Raw genomic sequence first — 22,622 nt, forward strand, 5'->3', positions numbered from 1 at the left:
GTGCTATGGGGAAAATGGTCGCCGTGGACAAGGCGGGGCGATGCAAAAAGACAACGGGAACAGGCATGGTGAGCAAGGGGGAACCCTCTCGGCCCCCCGCTGTTGGTCAATCATCCAGGGTCAGGACGACCTTGGCATCCTTGTCTGTTTCCTTGACCTGGCTGTCGAGCACGAACAGCCGCTCCGGCACTATCCCCTGGGTATCCACCAGATACTCCTTGGTGTTCTGGGCACGGCGCATGGCGAGGTTGCGCAGGGACTTGGCGGTGATCAGCTGCTGATCCCGCAGCAGGATCTCCGCCTGGGCGCGCAGGGCCGGGCTCGACTCATCCAGTTTCAGCCGATCGGCCAGATCCCCAAGATCCTCGTTGAAGCGCGCCTCATAGGCTTCGGCCAGCGCCGCTTGCAGGGCGGGATCCTGCTCCAGCAGGGCGAGATCGACCGGTGCACCCGTGATCTTGGCCAGCGCCCGTTCCAGCTTCTGGCGCTGCAGGATGGGGCGCTCCTCGTTGAAGTTGACCTTGCCGCGAATGTTCATGCTGAGCTTGGGCCTCTCCTTGAGGGCCTGCGCCAGCTTGGCCAGCTTCTCCTGCTGGGTGGGGGTGAGATCCGGCTCACCGGGCAGGAAGGGCAGTTCGTCCAGATCTTCGGTGCCGCCAGCCAGGGAGGCGAGCAGGGAGAAGGGGGAGGTGATGGCCTTGCTCAGGGTGTTGCTCAGCACATCCCAGAAGATGTTGCCCAGGCTGAAGTCCGGCTGATCCAGATTGCCCTTCACCTTGAGGTTCATCTGGATGACGCCATTGGCGTCGCTGAGCAGGGCGATGGCCAGCCCCAGCGGCAGATCCTTGGCCTGCTCGCTCTTGATCTTCTCCCCCAGTTGCAGCTTCTTGATGGTGATGTCGTTGTCCCCCTCTAGCCGGTTGCCCTGCAGCTTGTAGTTGAGCTTCATGGAGAGCTGGCCCTTGTCGATGGCATAGCCCGCATAGGTGCTGGAGTAGGGGGTGAAGGTGGTGAGCTCCAGGTTGCTGAAGGTGACGGCCACGTCCAGCACCGGCTGCTCGATCAGCAGGTTGGTACCGCCGCGAATAGTCACGGGGGCATAGCGGTCAACCTTGCCGTTGAAGGCGAGATCCGAACGCTGGCCGGGAATGTTGCTGATATGGCGGCTCTGGCCGCTGAGGGAGGCGATGTCCACCACGAACTCCGGGCTCAGGCTGCGATCGGCAAAGCGCAGGTTGCCCTGCTCGGTGCGGACCTGATCTATGGTGATGCGGGGGGCGGGCCCGCTGGCCGGCTTGGTAGTGGCGGCTTGCGGCAGCAGCAGTTGCTGGACGTTGGTCACCCTGTCCTCGTCGATCTCGATGCGGGCAAAGGGCTTGCGCAGCAAGATGTCGCCAATCTTCACCTGCTGGCTGATGCCGTCATACTGCAGTCCGCTCAATTGCAGGTGTTCTATCTGCAGCAGACGCTGATTGTCGGCCCGATCCAGCACATTGAGACGCTCGATGTCGAGCCCGCCCGTGACGTCGAGCCGGCTCAGTGTCCCCTTGGCATCGGTGGCGATGGCCAGCTTGGTGCGACTGGCGAGCAGGCCATCGCGCACGCTGATGCGCAGCAGATCCTGGAGGTAAGGCTGGGCCCACTTGAGGGGCAGCCCTGCCTGCTTGATATCCCCGTCGAGGGTGAAGGGGGTGAGGGTGAGGGCGCCGTCAAACCCCAGCGTACTCTGGGCGTTGAGGGTGGCATTGAGGGTGAGCGGGCTGCGCTGGCCTGCCTGGCTGCTCAGGGTGCCCAGGGTGAGGTTCAGCCCGGAGAGTTCCCGCAGTTGCGGCTTGCCGCTGCTCGACTCGGTCAGCTTGAGCTCGCCCTGTTCGATGCGTGTCTGCTTGAGGCTCCAGCGCCAGGGTTTGCCCGGTGCGGCCGGTTTTGCGCCCTTACTCGTTTTGACCGGTGGCTGGGGGATCAGCAGGGCCGCCAGATCCAGCTGCTGGTTGGCATCGAGCACAGCGCTGATGGCCGGGGCCTTGAGCGCTATCTTGTCGATCTGGATCGACTGCTTGCCGCCATCCATGGCAATGCCTGCCAGCGCCAGCTGCTTGAAGCGGGCAAACTCGGCACCCTTGCTCTGCCTGAGCTGCCAGTCGTTCAGGGTCAGCTTGCCCTTGGCGAGCTGCCAATCCAGCCCCTGCTTGCCCGGCGTGAGCCGGTAATCCAGTTCGGCACTGGCCTCGCCCTTCACCAGATTGACCCTGAGATAGGGGGCCCAGAGCGGTGCGAAGGGCGAGAGCGCCAGTTTGCCCAGGCTGATCCGGCCCTTGCCTGCCCCCGTCATGATGTCGAGCTGGCCGCTGGCCTTGAGCGGGCTGCGCTGGTTGAGGCTGGCGCTCAACTGAAACTGGTTGGTGTGGGTCGGCGCCGTGGTGAAATCCGGCAACTGCAATTCGATCCCGCTCAGGGTGAGCGGCGGCACCCAGCCCGGGCTGCTGCTCTTGCGACTGTCCTGATAGCGGATATGGCCCCCGGTGGCGGCCAGCCTGGTTATCTGTACCAGGGGCGGTTCGCCGCCGGCCGGTTCGGGCGTCTGCGTGGGGGCCAGCAAACGGGCCAGGGCCTCGGTCAGGTTGAAGCGGATGGCCCCCTTGTCGTCCGGGAGCCGAACAAGCTGCACCGCCGGCCGGGTGAGGCTGGCGTCGCTCAGTATGATGGCCTTCTGGCGCCAGCTTTCGCCAAGTGCGGGGATAACCTGCAACTGCTCGAAGGCGATGATGGGTTGCTGTTTTTCATCGAGCAGTGCCGAGGGACCTATGGTGAGGGAGGGGTGACGCAGGCCGACGCTTATCTCCCCCAGAGTCAGGTTCAGACCATAATGCTGGGCCAGCCAGCCCGGCAGGTGACGCTGGGTGAGGGTGGGGGCTTGCCATAACAGGATGAACAGGGAGATGAGCAATACGGCGCAAGAGTAAAGGACGTAGCGCAGCAGGCGGGCACGCAGGGGCTTGGGCATGAAGGTCTCCAATTGATGCGCATAGGGTACCAAAATCTCAGGCGATGATCATGGTGCCGCTTGATGCTGTACGCCGTACTTTGTCCAAAGGCGTGTCAGTCTTCCACTGCTCTGCAACGCGGCCAGCCAGGCTTCCAGCTGGCTGGCCGAGACGCTGGCCGTCGGACTGAGCAGCGCCCTGAGTTCGTATTGCTGATCCCATTTGTCCGATCGCAGCAGGCGGGCGGCCTGCTGCGGATACTGTTTGCTGAACTGGTTCAGGTAGGAGAGGTTGAGCATGGCCACCTCGCCGCGCCCCTTGAACAGCCCCTGCAGTGCACTGATGTTGTCCTTGACCAGGGTGATGTCAAAACGCTGCTTCAGATCCTCCGGGGTGGCATTGAAATCGGCGACCCCGTAGTGATAGCCGGTGACGCCGATCAGCCGACGCTGCTCCAGGTGCTCGAAGAAGGATTGATCCCGCCCCGGTGCCTTGAGCGCAACATAGATCTCGCCTCCCAGCAGCAGGGGCCGGGTCATGCGCACCTGATCCGCGTTCCAGTCCCAGCGGATGTCCTCGAACAGCATGAGGGAGAAGCGACCGAACGCCAGCGCCTGGTAGCGATGGGAGGCCGAGGTGGGCACGAACACGAAGCGCACGTCCCGTTGGATCTCGTTGAGTTCGGCGATGAGATCCAGGGTCAGCCCGCGATAGCTGTTGTCACCCTCCTTGACCACGAAGGGGGCATAAGGGTAGCCCCCGACCTTGATCAGGGGGTGGCTCCATGCCGTGGAGCAGAGCAATAACAACCAGCAGCACCAGCGTTTCATGGGGGGCACCAGGCGGTGAGATGATCCCAGATTCGGTTAATCTGCGCTGGTTTTCAAGCTGTTGAGGGAATTTGCACAGCGCTGCTCGGCGGCCTCCAGCTCCGCCATCACCATCTGGATGTCTTCCAGCTGCTGGCGCAGGGATTGGCGCTTGGCGTCGATGAGCTGGATCATGGAGTGAAGCTGGGTCTTGCTCGATCTGTCCGTGTCATACATGTCGAACAGCTCGCGGATCTCCGCCAGGCTGAAGCCGAGCCGCTTGCCGCGCAGGGTCAACTTGAGCCGGATCTTGTCCTTGTGGCTGTAGATGCGGGTCTGGCCCTCCCGGGTCGGGGTGATCAAGCCTTCATCCTCGTAGTAGCGGATGGTGCGCGGCGTGATATCAAACTCGTGGGCCAGCTCGGAGATGCTGTAGGTGATCTCCTTGCCGGGCAGGGGATCAGGCATCATGGTGCGCTCCTGTGGCAAATCGGGTCTGCAGTCGCTTGGGCCCTGGGAGGCCGGGCCCGCCTGGCGGGGGATCAGAGATCATGCTGTGCTTCCGTTGACAGCGCGGCGCGAAGCCGCATGGCGTTGGCGTGCAGGGCCTGGCCGACCCGGGAGCCGTTGGGGCGACCGAGCTGCTCGCTCACCCACTGGCCGGTGGCGGCCAATTTATCGAGACTCACTCCTGTGCTCATGCCAAGGCCGTGCAGCAGATAGACCACCTCTTCCGAGGCGACGTTGCCGGAGGCCCCCGGCGCATAGGGGCAACCGCCCAGTCCGGCCACAGAGCAGTCTATGGTGCGTATGCCGCGCTCCAGCGCCGGCAGCAGGTTGGCCAGCCCCTGGCCATAGGTGTCGTGAAAGTGCACCGCGAGCCGGCCCGCCGGGATCTCGTGCAGCACAGCATCCAGCATGGGCGCAACCGTGCCCGGGGTGCCGACCCCTATGGTGTCGCCCAGGGAGATCTCGTGACAGCCGAGATCCAGCAGGCGCTCGGCCATGGCCGCGACCCGTTTCGGGCGGGTAGGGCCGTCGAACGGACAGGCGATGACGGTGGAGAGATAACCGCGCACCTTGATGCCGAGGCGGCGCGCCTCCAGCACCAAAGGGGCGAAGCGTATCAGGGACTCCTCCACGCCGATGCCGATGTTGGCGCGGGTAAAGCCATCGGAGCAGGCGGTGAAGAGGCCAATTTCGTCGGCCCGGGCGGCAATGGCCGCCTGCAAGCCCTGCAGGTTGGGTACCAGGGCGCCATAGCGGGTTGGCCCCTTGCGCGGCAGGACCTTGAAAAGTTCGGCGGAGTCCGCCATCTGCGGCACTTTTTTGGGGGAGACGAAGGCCCCCACCTCGATGCGCTGCAGGCCGCTCTCGGCGAGGCGCTGAACAAGCTCCAGCCGCTGGACGAGCGGCAGGGTACTGGCCTCGTTTTGCAGGCCGTCGCGCGGGCCCATCTCCACCAGGCTCACCTTGTCATCCTGCATTCCTGATTCTCTCTTCATGACCCGCTCTCTTGTTGATCCACGGCATCGGCAAAGCGCACCAGTATGGCCCCCTGACTTACCTGTTCCCCCTGTTTGCATTGCAGGGTCTCGATCACCCCATCCCGGTCGGCTTTCAAGACGTGCTCCATCTTCATCGCTTCCAGCACCAGCAGGGGTTGGCCCTTGCTGACGCGCTGGCCGGTCTCGACCAGCAGCGCCACGACTATGCCGTGCATGGGGGCCGTTGCGCCCTGTGCGGCGCCTGTGTCCTGATCATGATGCAGCTGATGGTGTTGATCATCGACGCAGAAGCGGATGCGCTGGCCATCGAGCAGCAACACGCACTCGGTGGCGGTCAGCGTCTTGACGGGGTAGCGCTGCCAGCGCCCTGCCTGCTGCAGGCGGATATGATCGGCGCCCAGCTCACAGGGGAGTGATCCCCCCTGCCACGTCAGCGTGCCGGCGCGCTCGGACAGGGTCAGCACCCGGGCCTCCTCGCCGATGCGCACCGCCGCCGTCCAGTGCCTGCCGGCCCCCAAGCGAAAGCCGCGCGCCTGTTGCCAGGGGGAGGCGTCGGCACTGCGGCTGGCGAGCCAGAGGGTGGCCAGCGGCCAGGCGAGCTCAGGGATGGCTTGCGGCTCGGTGGGGATGGGCCACTGGGTGTGATGGTCCATGGCCAGCACGTCCGGCTCCTGACACAGGCGCAGCAGCAGCGCCCCGTTGTGTACCAGGGGGCCAAGCTCCAGCGCCGCCAGCGCATCGGCCAGGCTGGCAAAGGCCTCGGCGCGGCTCTGGCCGTGGGCGATGAGCTTGGCGATCATGGGATCGTAATAGGGACTGACGTCGTCGCCGGTGGCGACGCCGGTATCGACGCGCACCCCCTTGGGCCAGCTGAGCCAGGCGATGGGGCCGCTGGCGGGCAGGAAACCGGCCGCTACGTCCTCGGCGTAGAGGCGCGCCTCCACCGCGTGGCCGCGCAGCACCACCTCATCCTGGGTGAGCGGCAGCGGCTTGCCTTCGGCCACCGCCAACTGCCAGGCCACCAGATCCTGGCCGGTGACGGCCTCGGTGACCGGGTGCTCCACCTGCAGACGGGTGTTCATCTCCATGAAGAAGAACTCATCCCCGCACAGCAGAAACTCTATGGTGCCGGCCCCCCGATAGTCTATGGCCCTGGCCGCCGCGACGGCCGCCTCGCCCATGGCGCGGCGCAGGCCAGGCGCTATGTTCGGCGCGGGGGCCTCTTCGATCACCTTCTGGTGGCGGCGCTGCAAGGAGCAGTCCCTGTCCCCCAGATAGATGGCGTTGCCGAGGCTATCGGCAAACACCTGCACCTCCACGTGGCGGGCGCGGGCCAGATAGCGTTCGAGCAGCACATGATCATCCCCGAAGGCGGCCTGCGCCTCGCGTTTCACCGCCGCCAGCGCCGCGTCGAATTCATCTATCCGATCGACCCGGCGCATCCCCTTGCCACCGCCGCCGCTGGCGGCCTTGATAAGGAGCGGGAAGCCGGTCAACAAGGCCTGCTCGCGCAGCCACTCGGGGCGCTGATCCGCGTCGTGATAGCCGGGCAGCACGGGCACGCCAGCCGCCAGCATCAACGCCTTGGCCCCCGACTTGTCGCCCATGGCGAGAATGGCGGCGCCGCTCGGGCCTATGAAACGCAGGCCACGCTGTTCGCAGGCGGTGGCAAAGTCGCTGTTCTCCGACAAGAAGCCGTAACCGGGGTGGATGGCGTCGGCCTTGGCCTGCTGGGCGATGCGCAGCACCTTGGCGGCGTCGAGGTAGCTCTCCCGGGCGGGAGCCGGCCCCAGATGCCAGGCTTCGTCGGCTTCCCGCACATGCATGGCGCAGGCATCGGCGTCCGAGTAGAGGGCTATGGTGTGGATGCCGAGGCGCCGGGCCGTCTTGATGATGCGCACGGCGATTTCGCCTCTATTGGCAATCAGCAGGCGCTTGATGGGAGCCTGATGGGTCATTTTTTCGCCTCGCTGATAAAGGTACACAGGGGCCTGATGTGTTGATCCGCACCGCGGCTATCCTCGCCACTGTGGGCGATCAGCCGGTGCTTGATGGGGTGATCTTGGGTCATGCTTCATCCTTGAAACGGGGGCGCCAGGCGGGGGGACGTTTATCGAAGAAGGCCTGCATGCCCTCCTGGGCCTCGAGTCCGACCCGCACCCGGGCTATGGTCTCGACGGTTTTCTCTTCGTGCAGGCTGGCGGTGTGGCTCTCGATGGCGGCCAGCAGCCGCTTGGTCTCCTTCATCGCCTCCGGGCCGTTGCGACACAGGCGCAGGGCCAGCGCGCGCCCTTCGACCAGCAACTGCTCCGGCTTGGCCAGCTGGTGCGCCACATTGAGCCGACAGGCGGTGATGGCATCGAAGGGCTCGGCGCTCAGCATGTAGCGGCGCGCCTGGCGCATGCCCATGGCACGCACCACATAGGGGCTGATCACCGCAGGCACCAGCCCCAGACTCACCTCGGAGAGGCAGAAGCGGGCATCCTCGCTCGCCAGCACCAGATCGCAGGCGCAGACAAGGCCGAGCGCCCCGCCATAGGCCGCGCCCTGCACCAGCGCCACCGTGGGGAAGGGCAGCTCGTCCAGGGTTTGCATCAGCCGCGCCAGCACCCGGGCATCTTCCCGGTTGTGCTCGAAATCGGCGTGGGCCAGGTTGCGCATCCAGTTGAGATCGGCGCCGGCGCAAAAGTGCCTGCCCTCAGCCCGCAGCAAGAGGGCATGAGGCCGCTCGGCGAGGGAGTGACCGTGGAGATGGGCCAGATCGTCGAGGCAATCGAGCAGCCCCAGCATGAGGTCGGCATCGAAGGCGTTGTGGCAGGCGGGGCGCGAGAGCACCAGCTCGGCCAGCGGACCGTGACGCTCCAGGCGAAATCCTTGCTGGGCGCCGCTGAAAAGTGGATCGGACATGTCGAACTCCTTACATCCGGAAGATGCCGTACTGTTCCGGGCCTGTCTCGGCCCCCTGACAAGCGGCCAGTGCCAGCGCCAGTACGGTGCGGCTCTGGGCTGGATCTATGACGCCATCGTCCCACAGCCTGGCGCTGGCGTAGTAGGGATGACCCTGCCGTTCATACTGGGCGATCACGGGCGCTCGGATGGCGTCGGCTTCCTGCTCGCTCAATGGCTTGCCCTCGGCGGCCAGCTTGTCGCGGCGCACCTGCACCAGCACGCCGGCCGCCTGCTCGCCCCCCATCACAGAGATGCGGCTGTTGGGCCAGCTGAACAGAAAGTCGGGCTCATAGGCGCGGCCGCACATGCCGTAGTTGCCGGCACCGAAGCTGCCGCCGACGATGAGGGTGATTTTGGGCACCCGGCTGCAGGCCACGGCGGTGACCAGCTTGGCGCCATGCTTGGCGATGCCTTCTCGCTCGGCGGCACTGCCTACCATAAAGCCGGTGATGTTTTGCAGGAACAGCAGGGGGATCCCGCGCCTGTTGCAGAGCTGGATGAAGTGGGCGCCTTTCTGGGCGCTGTCGCTGTGCAGCACACCATTGTTGGCGAGGATCCCCACCTGCATGCCCTCGATCCGGGCGAAACCGGTGACCAGCGTGGTGCCAAACAGTGCCTTGAATTCGTCAAACGCGGAGCCGTCCACCAGGCGGGCGATGAGCTCGCGGGCATCATAGGCGCGCTTGAGGCTGGTGCCCACCAGACCATAGAGATCTTCTATCGGATAACAGGGGGCTTCGTAGGCTGAAGTGGATGAAGTGGTGTGGTCTCCCAGGTTGCCAACTAACGTGCGGGCTATGGCCAGTGCATGGGCATCGTCCTTGGCCAGGTGATCCGCCACGCCTGAATGGGCGCAGTGCACCTCGCCGCCGCCGAGGGCCTCGGCGCTGATCTCCTCGCCCGTGGCCGCCTTGACCAGCGGCGGCCCCGCCAGAAAGATGGTGGCCTGGTTCTTGACCATGATGGATTCGTCCGCCATGGCGGGCACATAGGCGCCGCCTGCGGTGCACAGCCCCATCACCACCGCCAGCTGGGGGATGTTCCGGGCCGACATGCGGGCCTGGTTGTAGAAGATGCGACCGAAGTGCTCCCGGTCGGGAAACACCTCATCCTGCATGGGCAGGAAGGCGCCGCCGGAATCCACCAGATAGAGGCAGGGCAGGCGCAGCCGCTCGGCGATGGCCTGGGCGCGCAGGTGCTTTTTCACCGTGAGCGGGTAGTAGGTGCCCCCCTTGACGGTGGCATCGTTCACCACCAGCAGGCAGAGCCGGCCCGCAATCTGGCCGAGCCCAGTGATGATGCCGGCGGCGGGCACAGGCTCGTCATAGACCTGCCAGGCGGCCAGTGCAGAGAGTTCGAGAAAGGGGGAGCCCGGGTCAAGCAGCTGGTTGATGCGCTCGCGGGGCAGCAGCTTGCCACGGGCCTGATGGCGGGCGTTGTTGGCCTCGCCGCCGCCCTGGGCTATCTCGTCGAGACGGGCATTGAGATCCTCGACCAGTGCCAGCATGGCCGAGCGGCTCTCGGCAAATTCGGGGCTCGCCGTGTCGAGGCGGGAGTGGATCCGGCTCATGCGTCTTCCCCCGTCAGTGCGCTGCTACCGATATCAGGGAGTAATAGGAGAGGCTTCATGCATTCTCTCCCATCAGCTCGCGGCCGATGAGCCAGCGACGGATTTCCGAGGTGCCGGCGCCTATCTCGTAGAGCTTGGCGTCCCGCAGCAGGCGGCCTGTGGGGTATTCGTTGATGTAGCCGTTGCCCCCCAACAGCTGAATGGCATCCAGCGCCATCTGGGTGGCATTCTCGGCGGCAAACAGGATGGCGGCGGCGCAATCCTTGCGAATTAGGTGACTGTCATGACCCTGATCGCAGGCCGCGGCCACCGAGTAGACCAGGGCGCGGCTGCTGGCCAGACGGGTGTACATGTCCGCCAGCTTGCCCTGTACCAGCTGGAACTCGCCGATGGCCTGACCGAACTGTTTGCGCTCGCGCACATAGGGCAGCACCACGTCCATACAGGCCTGCATGATGCCGAGCGGCCCCGCCGCCAGCACCACCCGCTCGTAATCCAGGCCGCTCATCAGCACCTTGACCCCGCCGTGCAGGGTGCCGAGCAGGTTCTGTTGCGGGACGCGGCAGTTGTCAAACACCAGCTCGCAGGTGCTGGAGCCGCGCATGCCGAGCTTGTCGAGCTTCTGGGCCGTGCTGAAACCGGGGGTGCCCGCCTCGACGATAAAGGCCGATATCCCCCTAGCGCCGGCCTTGGCATCCGTCTTGGCATAGATGACGAAGGTGTCGGCGTCAGGGCCATTGGTGATCCACATCTTGGTGCCGTTCAGCACGAAGTGATCGCCCTCTTTATCTGCGGTCAGCCGCATGCTGACCACGTCGGACCCGGCGCCCGGCTCGCTCATGGCCAGGGCGCCCACGTGTTTGCCGCTGACGAGGGCGGGCAGATAGCGCGCCTTCTGATCAGGGGTGCCGTGGCGGTGGATCTGGTTGATGCAGAGGTTGGAGTGGGCACCGTAGGAGAGGCCGACCGAGGCGCTGGCGCGGCTCACCTGCTCCATCACCAGCACGTGGGCCAGATAGCCGAGGCTCACGCCGTCATACTCCTCCGCCACCGTAATGCCGTGCAGCCCGAGTTCGCCCATTTGCGGCCAGAGATCGCGCGGGAAGGCGTTGCTCTGATCGATCTCGGCGGCGCGCGGCGCTATCACTTTCTGGCAGAAGGCCTCGACCTGCTCGGTCAGGGCGCGGAGGGTCTCATCCATCACTGCGTGCATCCTTGCTCTCCTTTGAATGACGGGTGCTCACCTGTCTGGTTGCCCCGACGAGCCGAAATAGGGGGGGCAAACTGGTCAGTCCATCTGTGCGTTAAGTTTACGTTAGCGTAAACGTAAATTGATTGTTAGTCTAAGGTAAATTTGTCGGGTGGCGGCTGCAAGGTGGCTCGTCTCCCCCCACCAACCGAACTCAAGGAGTGAGCGGCATGACCAGCCAGTACCCATTGCAGTCTGCCAGCAAGGAGAGCAGGGCATGAGCAACCATCAGACCCAGTACGGCGATGTGCCGCTTTATATCGGTGGCGAGGCCTGCGCTTCCACGAGCGAGGCATGGATCGAGGTGACCAACCCGGCGGATCAGAGCCTGCTGGCACGCGTGCCCAAAGCTACCCCGGCCGAGGTGGCGCGCGCGGTGCGCAGCGCCCACGACGCCTATCTGTTGTGGCGGGATGTGCCGGCCCCCGAGCGGGCACGGGTCATGTTCAACTACCAGCATCTGCTCAAGGCCCATCACGATGAGCTGGCCTCCCTGCTGGCCCGGGAGACCGGCAAGAATCTGGCGGATGCCAGGGGGGATGTGTGGCGCGGCATCGAGGTGGTGGAGCAGGCCTGCGGCATCGCCAGCCAGACCATGGGGGAGACCATGGGCAACGTGGCGCGCCGGGTCGATGGCCACTCCTGGGTGCAGCCGCTGGGGGTCTGTGTCGGCATCACGCCGTTCAACTTCCCCGCCATGATACCCCTGTGGATGTTCCCGCTGGCGGTGGCCTGCGGCAACGGCTTCGTGCTCAAGCCTTCCGAGCAGGATCCGCTCACCCCCATGCGGCTGGCCGAGCTGTTCACCGAGGCGGGGGCCCCCAAGGGCATACTCTCCGTTGTACACGGCGGCGCCGAGCAGGTGGATGCGCTGTTGTGTCATCCGGATGTGAAGGCGGTCAGCTTCGTTGGCTCGGCCCGGGTCGGGGCTCACGTCTATCGCACCGCCACCGAACACCTCAAGCGGGCCCAGTGTTTCGTCGGTGCCAAGAATCACATGGTGATCATGCCGGACGCCAACAAGGGGCAGGTGCTGAGCAACCTGGTGGGGGCCGGCGTCGGCGCGGCAGGGCAACGCTGCATGGCCATCAGCGTGGCTGTGTTTGTGGGCTCCGCCCGCGACTGGATCCCCGAGCTTGCCGCCGAGTTTGCCAAGGTGAAACCCGGGGTCTGGCACGATCCCGAGGCAGCCTATGGTCCCCTCATCAGTCCGGAGGCGAAAGTCAGGGTAGAGGGCCTCATCGAGGCGGGGATCAAGGAGGGGGCCGAGTGCCTGCTCGATGGTCGCTTCTGCGATGTGCCCGGCTATCCGGTCGGCAACTGGGTGGGGCCGACCCTGTTTCGCGGTGTGACCCCAGAGATGCGGATTTATAAAGAGGAGATCTTCGGCCCCGTGCTCGCCTGTCTGGAGGTGGAAAGCCTGGACGAAGCGCTGACCCTCATCAACACCAACCCCTACGGTAACGGTACCGCCATCTTCACTGGCTGCGGCGCTGCGGCCCGCAAGTTTCGCCACGAGGTGGCCGTGGGTCAGGTGGGGATCAACGTGCCCATTCCGGTGCCGCTGCCATTTTTCTCCTTCACCGGCTGGCGTGGCTCTTTTTACGGGGATCTGCACGCCTACGGCAAGCAGGCGGTGCGCTTCTATACCGAGACCAAAACGGTGACTGAGCGCTGGTTCGACGAGGATATCCCCACAGGCCCCAATATGACCATCAGCCTGCGTTAAGGGGGGCGAAAAGACACAGGACTTGGCAATGCCGACCGGCGCGAACCTGACCATCAGCCTGCGTTGAGCGTGGGCTACAGAGACAACAGACAAAGGATACAAGGAAGCGGACAAGATGGATTTTACCCTGACCGAGGATCAACAGGCTTATGTCGAGGCGGCCACCGCCTTTGCCAATGAGGCGCTCAAACCCCATGCTGCCCGCTGGGACAGAGATCACGAGTTTCCCATCCCTACCATCAAGCAGGCGGCGGCGCTCGGCTTTTGCGGCCTCTATACCCCGGAACAGTACGGCGGGCTCGGTCTGCCCCGGCTCGATGCCAGCCTGATTTTTGAGCGTCTCGCCATGGGCTGCACCTCCACCACGGCTTATCTGACCATCCACAACATGGTGAGCTGGATGCTGGGCAGCTGGCTGCCTGCCGCTGTTGCCGAGGAGTGGGTGCCCAGGCTCGCCAGCGGCGAACTGCTGGGCTCTTATTGCCTGACCGAGCCGGGTGCTGGCTCAGATGCGGCGGCCCTCAAGACTCGTGCGGTGCGTGACGGCGAGGACTACCTCATCGACGGCAGCAAGGTGTTCATCTCGGGGGCGGGCAGCACGGATGTGCTGGTGGTGATGGCTCGCACCGGAGGTGACGGGGCCAAGGGGATCTCCGCCTTCATGGTGCCCGCCGGTAGTGAGGGGATTGTCTACGGCAAGGCGGAGGAGAAGATGGGCTGGAACAGTCAGCCGACCCGGGAGGTGGCCTTCAACGGGGTGCGCATTCCCGCCAGCTATCGACTGGGGCAGGAGGGGGAAGGCTTCAAGTTCGCCATGCAGGCGCTGGATGGCGGGCGTATCAACATCGCCACCTGTTCTGTGGGTACCGCCCAGCAGGCGCTGGACGATGCGCTGGCCCATGTGCAGCAGCGCCAGCAGTTTGGCCACCCCATCAGCGAATTTCAGAGCGTGCAGTTTCGTCTCGCCGACATGGCCACCGAGCTGGCGGCAGCACGCCTGATGGTACGCCAGGCCGCCGACAAGCTGGACAGAGGCAGCCCGGACAAGAGCGCCTGGTGTGCCATGGCCAAGCGTTTTGCCACCGACGTGGGTTATCGCGTCTGTGACGAGGCTCTGCAACTCTTTGGCGGCTATGGTTATATCCGCGAGTATCCGCTTGAGCGCTACCTGCGCGATACCCGGGTACATCGCATTCTGGAAGGCACCAACGAGGTGATGCGGTTGATCATCGCCCGCCGCCTGCTGGCGGATCCCTGTCTGTCACTGGAGTAAGGGGGGCGCCGCTTTTCCTGGAGAGCGCCAAGGCAGGTGATGCGGCTGATCATCGCCCGTCGCCTGCTGGCAGACGCTGGTCTGTCGCTGGAGTAAGGGGACAGGCACCATTGCCAGGACGATGTCAGGGCTGGGGATGGCACATCGTCTGCCGCTTGCTGGCGTAACATATTATCTGCCTCCGAGACGTCATCAGGCTTTGTGAGCCAGCCGAAGGTTGGCTCCATTCAACCCTGTCATCATGGGGCAGTCTCATTCACAAGGACAATGCAATGACAAGGATCAGGCTCGAATATCACGGTCACGTGGCCTATATCACCCTCGACCATCCGCCCGCCAACACCTGGACCCTGGCCAGCCTGCAGGCCTTCTTGCGGATGATGGTGGAGCTCGACAGCCGCCCCGATGTGGTGGCCCTGGTGATCCGCGGGGCGGGGGACAAGTTCTTCTGCGCCGGCGCCGATCTCAAGATGTTTGCCGATGGCGATCTGGACCATGCTCGCGAGGTAGCCGAGGCCTTTGGTCATGCCTTCGAGGCGCTGGCGCGTTTTCATGGCGTCAGCATAGCCGCCATCAATGGTTACGCCATGGGGGGCGGGCTGGAAGTGGCGCTGGCCTGCGACATCCGCATCGCCGAGCTGCAAGCCAAGCTTGGGTTGCCGGAAGCGTCCGTGGGCTTGCTGCCCTGCGCCGGTGGCACCCAGCGGCTCACAGAGCTGGTGGGGCCTGGCTGGGCCAAGCGGATGATCCTCTGCGGCGAGAAGGTCAACGCCACCCTGGCCTACGAGATGGGGCTGGTGGAGGAGGTGGTCAAAGAAGGGCACGCCTGGGACGCGGCACACCAGATGGCCCAGCTGGTGGAGCGTCAGAGCCCGAGCGCCCTGCGCGCCTGCAAGACCCTTATCAATCAGGGGCGCAGCGGCCCTCGTGATGCCGCCTTGCCGCTGGAGCGCAGCCTGTTTCTCGAGCTGTTTGCAGACGCCAACCAGCGTGAAGGGGTGGCGGCCTTTCTGGAGAAGCGCCCGCCCCGCTGGCAGTATGAAAAATCCAATGGAGTGATGAATGAGTGAATCGGTACGTATAGAGACCCATCCCACGGCGGACGGCCATCATATCGGCGTCTTGACCCTAGACAGCCCTGCGTCTCTCAATGCCCTGAGCCTGCCGATGATCCAGGCTCTGCAGCGCGAGCTCACGCGCTGGGAGCAGGATCCCGGCGTGGTCTGCGTGCTGTTGCAAGGGGCCGGCGAGAAGGCATTTTGCGCCGGCGGTGACATCCGCTCCTTCTATTACCGCGAACAGGAGGAGAGCGAGCAGGCGCTGTTTGGCTATGCGCGGGATTTTTTTGAGCAGGAGTATCGGCTTGATCACCATATCCACCGCTACGGCAAGCCCCTCATCTGTGTGGCGGATGGCATCTGCATGGGGGGTGGAATAGGCCTGTTCGCCGGCGCCGACTTTCGGGTGGTGACCGAGAAGAGCCTGTTCGCCATGCCGGAGGTCACTATCGGTCTCTATCCGGACGTGGGGGCCAGCTGGTTTTTGAGCCGTATGCCGGGGCGACTCGGGCTCTGGCTCGGTCTGACCGGCGCCCGTTTCAACGGCGCGGATGCCATTGGCCTGGGGCTGGCGGATCACGCCATCGCCAGCAGTGAGCGTGCTGCCTTGTTGCCGCGACTGGCCGCGCTGGAGTGGGGGGCAAAGGCCGCGCCGCGCGAGCAGATCGAACGGTTGCTGAGCGACTTGCAGGCAGAGGCGGACCAGCCGCTGCCAGCGCCTGTGATCTTGCCCCATCAGGTCAAGATCGATGCCCTGCTGGCCGGGCGTACCCTGCAAGGGGTACTGGATCGGCTATACGATGCCGCCTTCGATCCCGAGCTTGGCGAAGGGAGCCTGGCGCCGGCTCGCGACACATGCCGCAGCGGCAGCCCCATCAGCCGCGCCATTCTGTGGCGCCAGTACTGGCAGGCGCGCCGCCAGTCGCTGGCCGAGGTGTTTGCCGATGAGCTGGCACTCTCGGTCAACTGCGTGCTGAGGGGGGATTTTGTGGAAGGGGTGCGGGCACTGCTCATCGACAAGGACAAGTCCCCCCGTTGGCAGGCGCCTCAAGCCGGCACTGAGTGGCTGGATGCTTTCTATCGCTGGCCCGAAGGGAAAAACCCCCTGGCGCCTTGAGCCTTCGACGGGAAGGCATCAAAGCGGATGAACGGACACAGGTTGCTGGAGAGCCAGCACGGCAAGGAGCAAACGAGATGACAAGGATTGGATTTATCGGGCTGGGCAACATGGGGGGCCCCATGGCCGCCAATCTGGCCAGGGCGGGGCACGGGGTCCGGGTATTTGACTTGATGCCGGAGAGTATCGCCAAGGCGATCGCCGCCGGTTGTATCGCCGCCGGGAATGCCCGCGAGGCGGTGGCCGATTGCGAGGTGGTCATCAGCATGCTGCCCGCCGGTGAGCATGTACGGGCACTTTGGCTCGCAGGCAATGGCGGACAGGATCTGCTGGCGGCCTTGCCAACGGGAGCCCTGGTGATCGACTGCTCCACCATAGACGTGGCTTCGGCCCGCCAGGTGGGGGAAGCGGCACGAGCCCGGGGGATCCGCTTTATCGATGCCCCCGTCTCGGGTGGCGTCGCCGGGGCGGCGGCGGGGACCCTCACCTTTATCGTCGGCGGCGAACTGGCGGATTTCGAGGCAGCCAAACCCGTGCTCGCCTGCATGGGGCAGAACCTGTTTCATGCCGGGGCGCTCGGGGCGGGCCAGATCGCCAAGATGTGCAACAACATGCTGCTCGCCATCCACATGGCGGGCACCGCCGAGGCGCTGGCGCTCGGGGTGAAGGAGGGGCTGGACCCGAGCGTGCTCTCCACCATCATGGGCAAGAGCTCGGGCAACAACTGGAGCCTGGAGCGTTACAACCCCTGGCCTGGCGTGATGGAGAACGTACCGGCCTCCCGCCACTATCAGGGGGGCTTTATGACCCGGCTGATGGTCAAAGACTTGGGGCTGGCCATGGCCCTGGCCGAACATGCCCACAGCGCCGTACCCATGGGGGCCCTGGCCCGCAACCTGTTCAACCTGCACGCAAGTCAGGGCCAGGAGAGCAAGGATTTTTCCAGTATCGTCGAGCTCTATCTGGATAAAACGCGGGACCCGTCACAGGCCGGTTAGTCTGCGGCAGTTTGCTCATCACCTCATCAAGCGGGCGGCAACTCAGTTAACAACAAGGAGTACCCATGGATATCAAGCAGAAAGTCATCGCCATCACGGGGGCGGGCAGGGGGCTCGGTCGCGCCATCGCCCTGAGCCTGGCCAGTCAAGGCGCCGTGCTGGCGTTGATCGATGTCAATCGCACCGATCTGGAGGTGACCGAAGCCGAGCTGCGCAGTCGCGATGGCCAGTGCGTCCTGTTCGTCTGCAACGTGGCGAGTGAAGCCGAGGTGGAGGCGACCTTTGCCGCGATTAAAGAGCAATGTGGCGCCCTGCATGGCCTCGTCAACTGCGCCGGCATACTGCGGGACGGCATGCTCATCAAGGTGAAAGAGGGCGAGCTGGTGGAGAAGATGAGTCTGGCCCAGTGGCAGGCCGTCATCGACGTCAACCTCACCGGCACCTTCCTCTGTGGTCGCGAAGGGGCGGCCCTGATGGCCAAAGGCGGGCAGGGGGGCGTCATCGTCAACATCTCCTCCATCGCCCGTGCGGGCAATATCGGCCAGAGCAACTATGCCGCCAGCAAGGCGGGGGTGGCCTCCCTGGTGGTGACCTGGGCGCGGGAGCTGGCCCGCCACGGCATTCGGGTCATGGGCATAGCCCCCGGGGTGTTTGCCACCGACATGACGGCGGCGATGAAACCGGAGGCGATGGCGCGCATGCAGCAGGCCATTCCGGTCGGCAGCCTGGGGCAGGCGCACCAGCTGGCCGAAACCGTGCATTTTATTCTCGCCAATGACTATCTGTCCGGGCGCATGATAGAGCTCGACGGCGGCTTGCGACTCTAAATTCCGGCTGCCTTTTGCAGATGCCCCTGGCCCCTGGTACAGGGGCATTTTTATTGAAACGTTTGTCAGCAGTCGATGCTGCCGACCCAGGCTGCAAGCTGCATGCTCATGCAGGTCTGCTCCGAAAAACGGGGGCGAAGTCATGGAAAAATGTGAAATATCAACGGGTCTTTCTTAATTTGAGCCAGCTCACAGGCGCTTGAGGTCAGTGCTGTAGAATTGCGCGCGGTCAAGACGGTGCATGATTGACGGTACGAGGGATTGCGGTCGGAATAGTCATGCAATATAGTTGCCGCCTTTTTCACGGGGTACGGATTTTTCGCCCCTCCCATATTGCGCGCAGTATGAATACGGATGCTCTACCGCCGCCTAATCAAACAGGATTGAGATGGACAAGAAACTAGGGCTTGGCGCCCTCATCTCGCTGGTGATCGGCTCCATGGTCGGCGCCGGGGTCTTCAGTCTGCCACAAAATATTGCCGCTCATGCCAGCGCCGGGGCCGTCGCCCTGGGGTGGGCCATCACAGGTCTTGGCATGATCTGTCTCGCGCTGGTTTACCAGAATCTCTCCATGCGCCGCCCGGATCTCGATGGCGGTATCTTCAGTTATGCCAAGGCCGGTTTCGGCGATTTCATCGGCTTCAACGCCGCCTGGGGTTACTGGCTCTGTCAGCTGCTGGCCAACGTCTCCTACGCCATCGTGGTGTTCAGCGCCCTGAGCTACTTCTTCGACACGCCGGACAATGTCATCTTCGGCGACGGCAACACGCCCGTGGCCATCACGCTCGCCTCCCTGCTCATCTGGTCGGTGCACGCCCTGGTGCTGCGCGGGATCCAGGTCGCGGCCCTGGTGAACATAGTTACCACCATCGCCAAGATGGTGCCGCTCATCGTGTTCTGCGTGGCCATACTGCTTGCCTTCAACATGCAGACCTTCACTCTGGATATCTGGGGCCACGACAACGTGGAGCTGGGTTCCGTGATGGATCAGGTCAAGTCCACCATGAAGGTGACGCTCTGGGTCTTCATCGGCATCGAAGGGGCCGTGGTGGTCTCCGCCCGCGCCCGTCATCGCAAGGACGTGGGGCGTGCCACCGTGCTGGCGCTGCTCGGTGCGCTGGCGCTCTACGTCATGGTGACCCTGTTCTCCCTCGGCGTCATGAGTCAGCCGCAGCTGGCCGCCCTCAAGAACCCGTCCACCGCCATGATCCTGGAAGCCGTGGTGGGCCCCTGGGGCGCCTGGCTCATCAACATAGGTCTGGTGATCTCCGTGATGGGGGCCCTGCTGAGCTGGACAGTGCTGGCGGCGGAAGTGCCCTATATCGCGGGCAAGACAGGGGTCTTCCCGGGCTGGTTTGCCAAGGAGAACAAGAACGGCTCGCCCAAGGTGTCGCTCTGGTGCTCCACCTGCCTGGTGCAGATCTTCCTCATCATCATCTACTTCCAGAGCAGCACCTATCTGGCGCTGGTCAACATCGCCACCTCGGCGGCGCTGGTGCCCTATGTCTTCTCCGGTGCCTATGGTCTCAAGCTGGCGCTGAAAGGGGAGACCTACGAGGGTCAGCCTCATCAGCGCAAGCGTGATCTGCTGCTGGCGCTGGTGGCCACCCTCTATGGCTGCTGGCTGGTCTATGCCGCCGGGGTGGAATACCTGCTGCTGGTGGCGCTGCTCTACAGCCCCGGCATCTTCATCTACTGGAAGGCGCGCCAGCACCACGGGCTGCGCGGCCTCAACCGGCTGGAGCAGGGGATGACGGCGGCCCTGCTCGGTTGCGCCGTGCTGGCCTTCTACAAGGTGATGGACGGTACCATTCCCTTGAGTTAACCGGCACAATGAAGAGATGGCCCAAGGGCCATCTCTTTTTTTATGCGCGCTCTGGCCTGGATGGTCAGGCGCCGCCTCGGAAGGAATTTTTATGCTGTTTATGGGTTATCTACTGCTGGGTGCTTTTGCGGGCATGCTGGCGGGGCTGTTTGGGATCGGTGGCGGTCTCATCATAGTGCCCGTGCTGGTTCTCAGCTTCCACGCTCAGGGGGTGGCCCCCGATATCATTACCCATCTGGCTCTTGGTACTTCGTTGCCCACCATGATCTTCACCGGTTTCAGCTCATTGCGGGCACATCAGGAGGCCGGCGCGGTCGACTGGGTGGTGATCCGCCGTCTCGGCGCCGGCATGCTGATCGGCGCCTGGCTTGGCGGCATGACAGCCAACCTGCTCAGCGCCAGCACCCTCAACATCATCATCGGCTGCTTCGCCTGGACCATGGCGCTGCAGATGGGGCTCAACCTCAAGCCCAAGGCGGAGCGGCACCTGCCGGGACCTGTCGGCACCGGCATCGCGGGCACCGTCATCGGCTGGATGTCGGCGCTGTTTGGCATAGGCGGCGGCTCGCTCACTGTGCCTTATCTCAGCTGGAACAGCGTGCCGATGCGCAACGCCGTGGCGGCCTCCGCCGCCTGCAGCATGCCCATCGCGCTGGCGGGCAGCCTGAGCTACCTCTACGCCGGCTGGGGCAATGCCTCCCTGCCAGAATGGAGCCTGGGCTTCATCTACCTGCCCGCCCTGCTCGGCATAGTGCTCACCAGCACCCAGTTCGCCCGGGTGGGGGCAAAGCTGGCCCATAAACTTTCCCCGCAACGGCTCAAGCAGGCGTTCGCCCTGCTGATGCTGCTGGTGGGGGCCAAGTTCATGCTGTTTAGCTGATTCATTCGGCAGATTGTTGAAAAATAAGGCGAACGGTTCGTCCCTCGGCAGAAAGCCATTGCAATGAAACGGGACTTTGCTATTCTCCTCGCCGGTGGTCCCATTGGTCCTCTCGCATTGATAACTCGTCAACCTGGTCAGGACCGGAAGGTAGCAGCCAAGGCGGGGGACTCGAGTGCCGGGATGTGGCTGGTGGGGTCACCACCTTTCTTTATGCATCAATTACTTAGCATGTATATCTGCTAGGTGATCCAACTTATGTGGATGACCTGCAAAGATTATCAGCTCGCTAAGGTCATGCCAAGTTCCCCTAACTTCTTCACATAAGCACCGTGTGCAGCTTCCTCTGTTGGGAAAGTCCCTAAACAAATCCGGCTACCCTTCACCCTTATCTGTGACCGCCATTTACCAGTTCGTTTCTCGAACCATGCACCTATTAGCTTTCCCTCTCGGTAGCACTTCTGGTTTGCTGCATTCTGACGATATGTAACAACCCTCAGATTGTTGGGTCGGTTGTCGTCTCGTTTACCGTTTAGGTGGTCAATGCAAAATCTCAGTGGCTCCCGTCTTGGTAATCGCCAGTCCTTGATGTCAGCTAGCATGGCAACCAGCTGATGAGCATATAGGCGCTCACCCTTGAACGTAACCTGATAGTAACCGTGGTTCATTCTTGTTCCAGCCATCTGTCCGCATCGTGGGCCAACTAGCCAGACCAAGCCGGAACCGCTGTCAGCAAACTGGGGCGCCAGTGACAGCGCCCCCTTGATTTGGGTTACAGCTACCATAATCAGGCATTCGCCATGAACAGGGCCAGTTCTTCCTTGGTTGCTGTTCCAGCAGCGACAGAGGCTCGGGCCTTCTCTAGGCCATCAGCTTGGGCTAGCGCCTGTGCAATCTCGGATTGTCGTGCTGCTGTCTCGGCTGCCTTACGCTCCTCATCAAGCTCCCGCTGCATCAGCGCATCAAAGTCTGCTTTGTTCTGTGCAAAGACAGTCTCTTTCAGATGGCCCAGCTTGCTCTCGGTGTCGATGCCCAGATATTTGGAAAGGGACACTTGTAGATTCTGAGTGCCTACAATGCCGAACAGTTGGCTTTCAACTTCCATGTAGACAGGCTGGGTGATGTTGGCTGCCTTGATGGTCGCATAGTTCACCTCAATCTCAGCAGGGCTCAGGCGCACAGAGTGCATAGCAGTAGTCACCAGACGATGAGCGGCGACAGGGTTCTTGGCTTCCGCCGCTTTCTTCAGGTCATCTAGCGCCTGCTTGGGAGTCTCTACATCGAAGCGGAGCACCTTTGCATAGTCAGCTTCTGAGCCATCAGCAAGCCACTTGTAGATGGAAGATGCCCAAGTGGGATGCAGGGAGACAAGCAACGGTGCTCGCCATCCAGCAAACTGCTCAACGAATCGCTTATCTGCTGGCTGGTCGCATTCCTCAATTGTGCGAGCAGGCTTGGCAAAGCCATCAACCTTACGGCGAAGGGTCACCAGCTCTAGCAGCCACTGGGTAGGGGTCTTGCCCTCGGTGCTCGGGAGGAACCCAGAATCATGGCTGTACTTGCCAGTCACTTGCAGGCATCGGATTTCAAAATCCAGCTTTGCTACTACATTGTTGCGCTCGTAGTTAACGCCATCATGACGATGCTCAATAGGAGAAAGAGAAGTAGCGATAGACAGAGAATCTGTGCCAAGGCAGCCAGATTTAATATCTGCTCGGTTAGCATTCAGGGTGCTGATGATTACTTGGGTCTGGGTAGTGTGGTCGAGATTGATAAAGGACATGTGCGGTCTCCTTGAATAAATAAGATAAGAAACTCAGACGCAATGAGAGCACCTGAGTTGCAG

The 22,622-nt window shown here is 63.3% G+C and carries 18 protein-coding genes and 1 other RNA gene; 9 read left to right on the plus strand and 10 right to left on the minus strand.

What is annotated here, in order from left to right:
* Positions 1–106: 106 nt before the first annotated feature.
* The 8 genes from AACW87_RS09545 to AACW87_RS09580 form a co-directional block, all read right to left on the minus strand.
* On the minus strand, positions 107–3,004 hold the full coding sequence (locus tag AACW87_RS09545; protein ID WP_241324835.1) for a DUF748 domain-containing protein: 2,898 nt from the start codon (positions 3,002–3,004) through the stop codon (positions 107–109).
* Between the two features lie 48 nt (positions 3,005–3,052).
* Positions 3,053–3,814: a substrate-binding periplasmic protein gene (locus tag AACW87_RS09550; protein ID WP_241324836.1), complete on the minus strand. Its 762-nt coding sequence runs from the start codon at positions 3,812–3,814 to the stop codon at positions 3,053–3,055.
* Positions 3,815–3,850: 36 nt separating this feature from the next.
* The gene (locus tag AACW87_RS09555) at positions 3,851–4,261 is read right to left on the minus strand and encodes a MerR family transcriptional regulator (protein ID WP_043555852.1); all 411 of its coding nucleotides are present in this window, start codon (positions 4,259–4,261) and stop codon (positions 3,851–3,853) included.
* A 74-nt stretch (positions 4,262–4,335) separates the two neighbouring features.
* Positions 4,336–5,280, minus strand: a complete 945-nt coding sequence (locus tag AACW87_RS09560; RefSeq protein ID WP_241325025.1) for a hydroxymethylglutaryl-CoA lyase — start codon at positions 5,278–5,280, stop codon at positions 4,336–4,338.
* Positions 5,281–5,294: 14 nt separating this feature from the next.
* Entirely contained in the window at positions 5,295–7,259 is a 1,965-nt protein-coding gene (locus AACW87_RS09565; RefSeq protein WP_241324837.1) for an acetyl/propionyl/methylcrotonyl-CoA carboxylase subunit alpha, read from the minus strand.
* Positions 7,260–7,368: 109 nt separating this feature from the next.
* Entirely contained in the window at positions 7,369–8,208 is an 840-nt protein-coding gene (locus AACW87_RS09570) for an enoyl-CoA hydratase-related protein (RefSeq protein WP_241324838.1), read from the minus strand.
* Positions 8,209–8,218: 10 nt separating this feature from the next.
* Positions 8,219–9,820: a carboxyl transferase domain-containing protein gene (locus tag AACW87_RS09575; protein WP_241324839.1), complete on the minus strand. Its 1,602-nt coding sequence runs from the start codon at positions 9,818–9,820 to the stop codon at positions 8,219–8,221.
* 55 nt (positions 9,821–9,875) lie between these two features.
* Positions 9,876–11,033 (minus strand): isovaleryl-CoA dehydrogenase, encoded by a 1,158-nt coding sequence (locus tag AACW87_RS09580; protein ID WP_241324840.1) that lies wholly within the window; start codon positions 11,031–11,033, stop codon positions 9,876–9,878.
* Positions 11,034–11,286: 253 nt separating this feature from the next.
* Here AACW87_RS09580 and AACW87_RS09585 point away from each other — a divergent pair, with 253 nt between their 5' ends.
* The 9 genes from AACW87_RS09585 (at position 11,287) to ffs (ending at position 20,974) form a co-directional block, all read left to right on the plus strand.
* On the plus strand, positions 11,287–12,798 hold the full coding sequence (locus AACW87_RS09585) for a CoA-acylating methylmalonate-semialdehyde dehydrogenase (RefSeq protein WP_241324841.1): 1,512 nt from the start codon (positions 11,287–11,289) through the stop codon (positions 12,796–12,798).
* Positions 12,799–12,913: 115 nt separating this feature from the next.
* Entirely contained in the window at positions 12,914–14,071 is a 1,158-nt protein-coding gene (locus AACW87_RS09590; protein WP_241324842.1) for an acyl-CoA dehydrogenase family protein, read from the plus strand.
* A 272-nt stretch (positions 14,072–14,343) separates the two neighbouring features.
* Entirely contained in the window at positions 14,344–15,141 is a 798-nt protein-coding gene (locus AACW87_RS09595; RefSeq protein WP_241324843.1) for an enoyl-CoA hydratase, read from the plus strand.
* Positions 15,134–16,246, plus strand: a complete 1,113-nt coding sequence (locus AACW87_RS09600; protein WP_241324844.1) for an enoyl-CoA hydratase/isomerase family protein — start codon at positions 15,134–15,136, stop codon at positions 16,244–16,246. Before AACW87_RS09595 ends, AACW87_RS09600 begins: the two co-directional genes overlap by 8 nt.
* 77 nt (positions 16,247–16,323) lie before the next feature.
* Positions 16,324–17,244 (plus strand): 3-hydroxyisobutyrate dehydrogenase, encoded by a 921-nt coding sequence (gene mmsB, locus AACW87_RS09605; protein WP_241324845.1) that lies wholly within the window; start codon positions 16,324–16,326, stop codon positions 17,242–17,244.
* Between the two features lie 65 nt (positions 17,245–17,309).
* Positions 17,310–18,071 carry an SDR family oxidoreductase gene (locus AACW87_RS09610; RefSeq protein ID WP_241324846.1) on the plus strand — a complete coding sequence of 254 codons (762 nt, stop codon included), beginning with the start codon at positions 17,310–17,312 and terminating at the stop codon, positions 18,069–18,071.
* 388 nt (positions 18,072–18,459) lie between these two features.
* Positions 18,460–19,896 (plus strand): arginine-ornithine antiporter, encoded by a 1,437-nt coding sequence (gene arcD, locus AACW87_RS09615; RefSeq protein ID WP_042871706.1) that lies wholly within the window; start codon positions 18,460–18,462, stop codon positions 19,894–19,896.
* A 91-nt stretch (positions 19,897–19,987) separates the two neighbouring features.
* Positions 19,988–20,776 carry a sulfite exporter TauE/SafE family protein gene (locus AACW87_RS09620; RefSeq protein ID WP_043136249.1) on the plus strand — a complete coding sequence of 263 codons (789 nt, stop codon included), beginning with the start codon at positions 19,988–19,990 and terminating at the stop codon, positions 20,774–20,776.
* A gap of 101 nt (positions 20,777–20,877) precedes the next feature.
* Positions 20,878–20,974, plus strand: an RNA gene (ffs, locus tag AACW87_RS09625) — signal recognition particle sRNA small type.
* Between the two features lie 83 nt (positions 20,975–21,057).
* Here ffs and AACW87_RS22615 read toward each other — a convergent pair.
* Both AACW87_RS22615 and AACW87_RS09630 read right to left on the minus strand, forming a co-directional pair.
* Entirely contained in the window at positions 21,058–21,561 is a 504-nt protein-coding gene (locus tag AACW87_RS22615) for an HNH endonuclease (RefSeq protein WP_445206849.1), read from the minus strand.
* A gap of 2 nt (positions 21,562–21,563) precedes the next feature.
* The gene (locus AACW87_RS09630; protein ID WP_241324847.1) at positions 21,564–22,559 is read right to left on the minus strand and encodes a hypothetical protein; all 996 of its coding nucleotides are present in this window, start codon (positions 22,557–22,559) and stop codon (positions 21,564–21,566) included.
* Positions 22,560–22,622 lie beyond the last annotated feature (63 nt).

Source organism: Aeromonas sp. MR7 (genome assembly GCF_963899385.1).
Lineage (GTDB): Bacteria > Pseudomonadota > Gammaproteobacteria > Enterobacterales > Aeromonadaceae > Aeromonas > Aeromonas bestiarum.